At 69.3% G+C, this 7822-nt stretch carries 6 protein-coding genes; 1 reads left to right on the top strand and 5 read right to left on the bottom strand.

From position 1 onward, the window contains the following. Positions 1-161: 161 nt before the first annotated feature. The 5 genes from AC529_RS09510 to AC529_RS09530 form a co-directional block, all read right to left on the bottom strand. Positions 162-446, bottom strand: a complete 285-nt coding sequence (locus AC529_RS09510; protein ID WP_157080143.1) for a hypothetical protein — start codon at positions 444-446, stop codon at positions 162-164. A gap of 59 nt (positions 447-505) precedes the next feature. Continuing rightward, complete coding sequence (locus AC529_RS09515) at positions 506-1192, bottom strand: hypothetical protein (protein ID WP_068755663.1); 687 nt, start codon at positions 1190-1192, stop codon at positions 506-508. Between the two features lie 67 nt (positions 1193-1259). Further along, positions 1260-1748 carry a DUF2690 domain-containing protein gene (locus tag AC529_RS09520; RefSeq protein ID WP_157080144.1) on the bottom strand — a complete coding sequence of 163 codons (489 nt, stop codon included), beginning with the start codon at positions 1746-1748 and terminating at the stop codon, positions 1260-1262. Positions 1749-2094: 346 nt separating this feature from the next. Further along, positions 2095-5052: a Tn3 family transposase gene (locus AC529_RS09525; protein ID WP_068755667.1), complete on the bottom strand. Its 2958-nt coding sequence runs from the start codon at positions 5050-5052 to the stop codon at positions 2095-2097. Positions 5053-5403: 351 nt separating this feature from the next. Then, a complete protein-coding gene (locus AC529_RS09530) occupies positions 5404-5808 on the bottom strand; it encodes a hypothetical protein (protein WP_068755669.1) in 405 nt (134 codons plus the stop codon). A gap of 451 nt (positions 5809-6259) precedes the next feature. Between AC529_RS09530 and AC529_RS09535 the strand changes: the two genes are divergently transcribed. After that, complete coding sequence (locus tag AC529_RS09535; protein WP_068755671.1) at positions 6260-7666, top strand: uracil-xanthine permease family protein; 1407 nt, start codon at positions 6260-6262, stop codon at positions 7664-7666. Positions 7667-7822 lie beyond the last annotated feature (156 nt).

Below are 7822 nucleotides of genomic sequence, written 5' to 3' on the forward strand. Positions count from 1 at the left end.
AGCACTCCGTAACGTAGTGGATATCCCGCTCCCGGTTGTGGCCAGCGGTTCAGGAGCCAGGGTTCATCCGCTCTTGAGGTGACTGCTGATCAGCCCTGCCGTGTCGCTTGTTCCGTCATCGGCGGCTGGCCGGGCTATCGAGAGCCCGGAGGAGATGGGCTTTACGAGGAGTAACGTGTCCAGTGGATGTTCAAGGACTCGTCCACCTGTCCGAGGGACAGGAGGATCTCGGGCTGGTCGCGTTCAAGCTTAGCGATGATCTGCCGTTGCAGATGGATCATGTCCTCGAGGCGGGTACGACCTCCGCCTCGGGCGATACCCAGCGTTATCGGGGGATCCGCTCCTGATACGCGGGCGATGATGGAAGAGCTGAAGGTATCAAGCTCCCCGATGAGGTCGGCTCTCGCCATCTGATTGCCCGTTTTGGTGATCCACACTTGTGTCATGGCTCCAGGGTGCCAGAAGCATTGCTGATCGAGGCGGGAATCCAACCGGGTGGGGCCCGTCAGCTCGGGCCGTCGCACAGGGCGATGCCCTCGGGCGGGGCCTGGTCCTCCTCCTTGGGGGTATCCACGTACAGGTCGTGCACCCATGCCCCGTTGGAGAGCTTGTTCCACACCGTCCATTCCCCGGTGTAGCGGCCCGGGACGTCGTCAGTATCACGCCATGCCTGACCGTCGCGAACCTGGCAGACGATGGCGATGGTCTCGGACTCGGGGTAGTTGCTCGGGGTCGCGCGCGGGTAGGTGTTCGCGGGCCCGCAGAAGGCGTTCAGCCCCATGTCCTCGGTGTAGACCACCGTGGCCAGCACCGCCTCCTGATCGGGGACCGGCGAACAGTCATAGCCCACCGGCACCGAGGCGGCCACCGGCTCCTCACCAGCGGGATCGTCGGGGGGTGTGTCGCTCTCCGGTGGCCCTGACGGTTCGGTGTCCTCCGTTGTCTCAGGCCCGGTGGGGGGCGGTTCCTCCTGGTCGGCGGACTGCGTGGCGCGCTGCACCATCGCCTCGACCACCGGCAGCCCCCACGCGCCGATCGCGGTCAAGGCGGCGACGACGATGGCGCTGATCGCTGCCCACTTCGCTGCGACGATGGTGGGGTTGCGGCGCAGGGGCGCCTTGTCGTCCGCGCTGTCGTTCCCGGACTCGCCCTTCCCTTGCTTGTTCGACTTCGGTTCGGGATCGGTGCCCATGGCATTCCTGTCGGGTACGGGCGGGCCCGGCGCGGTGCTCGCGCCGGGCCCACGGGGTCGTCGGGGATCAGGCGCAGGCGGGTTCGGCGTAGGGCTCGTGGCCGGTGTTGGTCACGGTTCCGATGGCGCAGTTGGCCACCGATCCGTCGATCATGGGGGTGACCACCCAGGGGTAGGTGTACATGTCGTGGCGCACCGTGTCGGAGGACACCCCGGTGGTGTAGGTGCCCTCGCCCTGCTGCTGGATCCCGGCCATCACGGCGTCGGTGGGCCCGGAGTAGACGCGGGTGGTGGCCCAGTCGGCCATGCACCCAGGCGAGTGCCAGTGCTCGACACGTCCGGTGCCGGTGCCGGTCTGGACGTAGGCCAGGCCCGCCATGACCGCGTCGTCGGCGCACCCCATGGCGTAGGGGTCCTGCCACTTGCAGTCAGAGCCGTAGCACCCGGCCGCGGCTGCCGGAGCCGGGGCCGCGGCCAGGAGCGCGGCCCCCACCGCGGCGGCCGCCCCCATGGCCAGTGTCCGGCGGACCCCGACACACCTTTGTGTCTTCGTCATCCCGTTGACCCCCGTTTTTCCATTACATGGCAGAGACGTGACTTTTCCAGGGATACCACCACCGGCGCGGGAAGGACAGGAGTCGCCCGGCACCCAACCAGAGGCAAGTTGCGCCGAACAGTGTTCGTTTACGCTGGTCAGTGACGAGATCAACCAACCAGGATTTTGGTCCTTTTTATGGCATTACAAACCCTTTTGTTGCGCCAGTTACTCCGAGAGTCAGAACCAGAATTCCACTCTGGGGAATCTGTATCCTGGCGCATCTCCCTCCGATCACGCCCGCCCCCGCGGGGTCAGCGTGGACAGAGCGGGCGAAGTGTGTCAGACAACACACCCCTGGTGGGGGTCAGCCGCCCAGGGCCAGGCGGTTGCCCATGTTCAGGCGGATGTCGCCGTAGGGGTTCATGTTGGAGGAGAACAGCGGCGTGAGCCCGCGCCGGTCCTCGGCCGTCAGCGCGTCCTGCCACTCGGGTTCGGCCAGCACCTCCTGGAGCATCAGCGTGTTCACGTACACCAGGCACGCCTGGAGAATGTGCAGGGCGAGCATGGTCAGCTCCTGCTCCTCACGCCGGTTGGAGGACAGCTCACCGGTCTTGCCGTAGAGGATCTCGCCGTGGATCCCGTGGGAGTTCTCCACCACATTCAGCCCCGACCCCACCTCGTACTGCAAATCGCGGTCGCGCAGGTAGCGCGCGCAGAACGCGGTCTTCTCGGCCCGGCCCACCTCCAGCATCGCCGCGTAGGTGGGGTGGGAGGCGTTACGGGTGAAGCGGCGCAGGATCGCCTCGGTGGAGGCGGTGCCCAGCCGGATCGCGGTGGCGTACTTGATCATCTGGTCGTACTGCTGGGCGATCAGGTCCCAGCGGATCGGCCGGGTCATCGCCGGACGCAACAGCGGGTAGGTCTCCAGGTCGCCGCGGTCGGGCTGGTAGAGCTTGACGCGGTTGATCTGCTTGATGCGAGGCAACAGCTTGAACCCCAGCAACCGGGTGATGCCGAACCCGATCTCGGACTGGCCATGGGAGTCGACGTAGTTGGCCTCCACGTTCATCGAGGTGCCGTGCCGCATCGCCCCCTCCACCATGGCGTGCACCTCCGAGGCCGAGCACGACAGCAACTGGGAGTGCACGGCCATCGACCGCTCCTCGATGTGCCAGTAGATGAGCACACCCCGGCCCCCGTACCGCGAATGCCACTCCGTGAACAGATTCTGGTCGAACGCCTTCACATGCGTGGAGTCCGACCCCACCGCGGTCGACCCCTGCCCCCAGATCGCCTCCGAGCGGATCGCGAAGGTCGCATTGGCGATCGCGCGGGCGGCGTTGCGCGCCCCCTCGATGGTGAAGTACCGGCGCCGGATGTAGCGCAGGTCGTCCTCGGAGTAGGCGTGCTCGCCGGCGGCCGCCCGGCGCAGCCCGGTGTTGGTGCCGTAGGCGTAGATCACCAGGATCAGGCGCTCCCACAGCTCCTCGGTCGTGATGGCCTCGCGGGTGCCGACCCCGGTGAACGCCTCCAGCATCCCGGTGCGCAGCGCGGTCTCCTTGAGCATGTCCAGCAAAGGGACCACACCCCACTTGGCGCGCACCGCCTTCTTCAACCGGCGCAGGTTGCGCGGCTCAGCACGCGCCTCCAACGGCGAAAGGCTGATCGCCCCGGCCTTGCGTTCGGCGACCTCCACCCACCCCAGGCGGGGCAGCGCGTCGTTGAGCCCAGACAGCTCGGCCACCATGTCGCCGTGCAGACGCGTGATGAACTCCTCCGGGTCCAGGGGCTGGTTCAGCTTCCGGTAGTTCTCCACCCGCTTGTCGGCGAAATCGGCCGGGAGGTCCTCGTCCGGGTTGCGCCACCGGTCGGCGCCCACCACCCAGATCTCCTTGCAGCGCAACTGCTCGCGCAGGGTCTGGAACACCCCGCACTCATACACGGTGCGCAGCACCCGTGCCCGGCCGTGCTTGTCGGTGCGGTGCAGCAGCTCGCGCAGCTCGAAGGGGATCACCCCGTCGACGGGGACGTGCTCACCGGCGTCGTAGTAGGGGCGGTTGTTGGCCACCTCCCGGTAGCGGCAGATCAGCTCCAGGGCCTTGACCAGCGGTCGGTGCACGTCGTTGGAGGAGTGGAACTCCAGCACATCCAACAGTTGGAGCAGCCCGGCGCGGTAGTGGTTGGAGTAGGAGGACTTGAACACCCGCTGCTTGTGCTGGCGGTAGCTGGTGCCCTTGGACCGGAACTCGGCCAGCAGGTCCTGGAGCGTCTGCTCGCCGCCGGCGGCCGGGTAGACCACCTCGCGCACCGGCGACTCGGGCGCGCCCACGGACGCCTCGGCGATGCGGAAGAGGATGTCCTCCTTGCCCGAGACCCGCTTAAGGTCGCGGACGAACTCCTCGGTCACGACCTTCTCCGCACGGGCGTTGATCTTGTGCACCGTGGAGATCACCAGGTCGACCAGGGTGTCGGTGATCTCCCGCTCCCGGGACCACAGCAGCGCTCCCAGCAGACACACCTTGATCTGGTGCGGGTGGCCGCGCAGGTGCGAGGGCGCCTCGGCCGCGGCCCGGTCCCGCCACGCGGCCACCATCTTGGCCGGGATCCGCGCGAAGGCCCGGTGCGGCACCTCGACGGCGCGCACCGCTTCCAGCTTCGTCTTCTCCGCGATCAGCGTCTTGAGGCTGACGTTGCCCGGGGCGTCCTTGATCTGCGCATACACCTCAGGCCCCTCTTCGGCCGCCGGTGCCTCGTCGGGGTCGTCGCTGGCCTGACCGATCAGCGTGAGCATCCGCTCGACGACCTCGGCGGGCACCTCCCCGGCCGCGCGGGCCATCATCTGATCCTCGGCCTGGCTCAGGGCTGAGCGCACGATCCGCTCGATGCGGGTCTTCTCCGGCGGCTCGATCAGCTCCTCTTTGCAGTGCTCCAGCAGGCGCTGGCGCACCCGGTCGGGGTTGCGCTCCTGGTCGCACACGTTCTCGGCCAACCACAGCGTGACCTTCTCCGCGTCGGCGACCGAGCACTCACCGAAGCCGGTGAACTCACGGATCTCGGTGCGGTTCCGTTTGGCCGAACGCCCCTGCCAGTCGTAGAAGGCGATCTCGGAAGGTTCGACCTTGGCCTGCTTGGCCACGTGCGCGATGGCGTTGTCGGGCACCTCGCCGCGGCCGCGCGGGAACCGGCCGCGCCAGAGCAGGAAGCGCAGGGTCACCGCGAACCCGAGCCGGGTCGCTCCGGACTTGTTCCGCAGCAGCTTCAGCTCGTCGGCGGTGAGAGTGAAGGCGTCGAGGAGTTCGTCCAGGTCCAGATCACGCGCCACCTCTACCGCTCCCCACCGGCTTGCCGTCTTCCCCGGGCGGTTTGCCCGGTCATCAACGATCTTCGGTGGGATCGGAGCCGGCTGTCTGGAGAACGCCTAAGTTACTCATTGGTTACTTGGCACCTGGTGACACGCTCCTTACCGACACCCCAAGGCGCGCGGGTTTTTCCTGCCGGATCCTCTGCTGTCGGCCGTGGGGCGAGGGCTGGCCGGTGTGAACCGGCCAACCCCCGCCCTTGCAGCGTAGATCTGCCTTGTTTCCGGACAGGAGACGTCCGGATCAGCCGACCGCACCCCTTTCTGCCCAGGCCGGTCCGGACACGGCCCTGGGGCGGGCCGCGGTGCGCGGGATCACTCCCCCGCCGTGACGGCGTTCTCCTCGCACCACTCCAGCATCCGCGCCACCGTCTCCTCGGGGTCGGCGCCCCCCATCAGGGCGAGCAGCGACAGCTCGGGGCTCACCTCCACGGAGGAGGACGCCTCCTGCAACACGAGGTGCTCGGCCTCCTCCGCCCGATCGTCCTCGCCCGCGGCCCGGAGGTCGACCGCCGTCCGCGCGTTCCCGCAGACGCTCGCCGTGGCGTCCCCCGCCTCCCCCGGCCGGGCCGGGGAGGAGGCGGGAGCGGAGGCCGCCGGGGACGGGGAGTCGGCGACCGGTTCGGGAGAGGGCGACGGCGCCGCGGTCGGAGCACCGCCGCACGCCGTCACCGCAACGGCCAGGACAAGGAGTCCGGCAGTGGTCCGCAACAGCATCATGCACCTCGTCAGGGGGATGAGCGGGGCTTTCCGTACCGCCCCGCGGGAAGCGCCACCCTACTCCCCCGCCGCCCGCCGGACCGTCCCCCGTCCCCGATCGCCGGGCGGCCCGCCACGCGCCGGGACCGGACCGTCATCCAGAGTGCGGTGACCGTGTCGCAACCTGATCGCGACCCGGTTGACACGGCGCCGTGTCGAACTGTGGGGGGTGGGCTTCTCCGACGCGGGGGCTCACCCGCACTGCCGCAACGGAGCGGCGTCGCGCACGGGCCGCTCCCGCTCGCCGGGCACCACGCTGACGAAACCGGGTTCTGCACCGCGGTGGCCCCGAGACCGTTTCCTCCGGTCTCGGGGCCACCGCGGTGCAGAACGAGCGCGCAGCGCCGCTCCGCCCCCGCGGAGGACGGCCGGGAGCGCCCGACCGTGTCACCGGTGCTTTTAGGGAGGCGGTATGAAGCTCGGCCTGGGATGGAAGCTCTACGGGGACGGCAGCGCCCCGCCCCCGGGACAGGTCGTCCGACCGGACGAACGCCTGTCCTGGGGCCGCACCGTCGGCCTCGGCGTCCAGCACGTCATCGCCATGTTCGGGGCCACCTTCGTCTTCCCCCTCCTCATGGGCCTGGACCCCAACCTGGCCATCATGATGTCGGGGATCTGCACGATCCTGTTCCTGCTCATCGTCAACGGAAAGGTCCCCAGCTACCTCGGCAGCAGCGCCTCCTTCGTGGCCGCGGCCGTCATCATCTCCGCCGACGGCGGCAGCGCGGCCACCGTCACCGGGGCGGTCCTGGTCGCCGGCGTGGTGCTCGCCCTGTCCGGGCTGGTCATCCACCTGCTCGGCGCCGACGTCATCGTCCGCGCGTTCCCGCCCGCGGTGACCGGCGGGGTCGTTATGCTCATCGGGTTCAACCTGGCCCCGGTGGTCTCCGACGCCTACTGGCCGCACGACCAGTGGACGGCGCTGCTGACCATGGTCTTCGTGATCCTGGCGACGGTGCTGCTGCGCGGCTTCCTCGGCCGGATCACCGTCCTGCTCGGCCTGGTGTTCGGCTTCGTCCTGTCGTGGGTCCTCGACCTGGTCTTCGGCGCGATCCCCACCGAGCAGGAGGACGGCAGCGTCCAGGAGGTGTTCCGGGTGGACCTGTCCGGCGTGGCCGAGGCCCCCTGGATCGGCCTGCCGGAGTTCCACGCCCCCGAGTTCCACCTCTCGGCGATCCTGGTGGCGCTGCCCGCCGTCATCGCCCTCATCGCCGAGAACGCGGGGCACGTCAAGGCGGTGCAGGAGATGACCCGCGACGACCTCGACCCCTACATGGGCCGGGCGATCCTCGCCGACGGCGTGGCCACGGTGCTGGCCTCCTCCGTGGGCGGCGCCCCCACCACCACCTACGCCGAGAACATCGGCGTCATGGCCGTCACCCGCGTCTACTCCACGGCCGCCTACTACGTGGCCGCGGTCGTGGCGATCCTGGTCGGCCTGTGCCCCAAGTTCGGCGCGCTGGTCTACGCCATCCCCGAGGGGGTGATCGGCGGCATCACCGTCATCCTGTACGGCATGATCGGCCTGCTCGGCGCGAAGATCTGGGTGGAGAACCGGGTCGACTTCGCCAACCCGCTGGTGCTGGTGCCGATCGCCGCCGGGCTGATCGCCGGTATCGGCAACGTCTCCCTGACCTTCACCGACAGCTTCCAGATCAGCGGGATCGCCCTGGGCACCCTCATCATCCTGGGCGGCTTCCACCTGCTCAACGCGCTGGCCCCGCAGTCGATGAAGGTGGCGCCCGCCGCCCGGACCGCCTCCGGGCCGGACTCCGGCGCCGCGGCGGACGGCCGCGGGGAGGCCGACGGCGCGGACTGAGCGTGTTCCGGTGCGGGCCGGAGTCCGGCCCGCACCGCCGACGGCCCCGGACCGGTTCGCCCTCCGGGGCCGTCGGATTCCGGCTGGGCCGGGGAGGAACCGGCCCAGCCGTGTCCCGCAGCGGACTACCTCCGGCCGGTGCGGCGCGCCGCACCG

The sequence above is a fragment of the Thermobifida cellulosilytica TB100 genome (genome assembly GCF_001517975.1).
Classification (GTDB): Bacteria; Actinomycetota; Actinomycetes; order Streptosporangiales; family Streptosporangiaceae; genus Thermobifida; species Thermobifida cellulosilytica.

Coding starts and splice junctions, on each gene's coding strand:
- AC529_RS09520 (WP_157080144.1), bottom strand. CDS start 1,748: ATGACGAAGACACAAAGGTGTGTCGGGGTCCGCCGGACACTGGCCATG.
- AC529_RS09515 (WP_068755663.1), bottom strand. CDS start 1,192: ATGGGCACCGATCCCGAACCGAAGTCGAACAAGCAAGGGAAGGGCGAG.
- AC529_RS09535 (WP_068755671.1), top strand. CDS start 6,260: ATGAAGCTCGGCCTGGGATGGAAGCTCTACGGGGACGGCAGCGCCCCG.
- AC529_RS09530 (WP_068755669.1), bottom strand. CDS start 5,808: ATGATGCTGTTGCGGACCACTGCCGGACTCCTTGTCCTGGCCGTTGCG.
- AC529_RS09510 (WP_157080143.1), bottom strand. CDS start 446: ATGACACAAGTGTGGATCACCAAAACGGGCAATCAGATGGCGAGAGCC.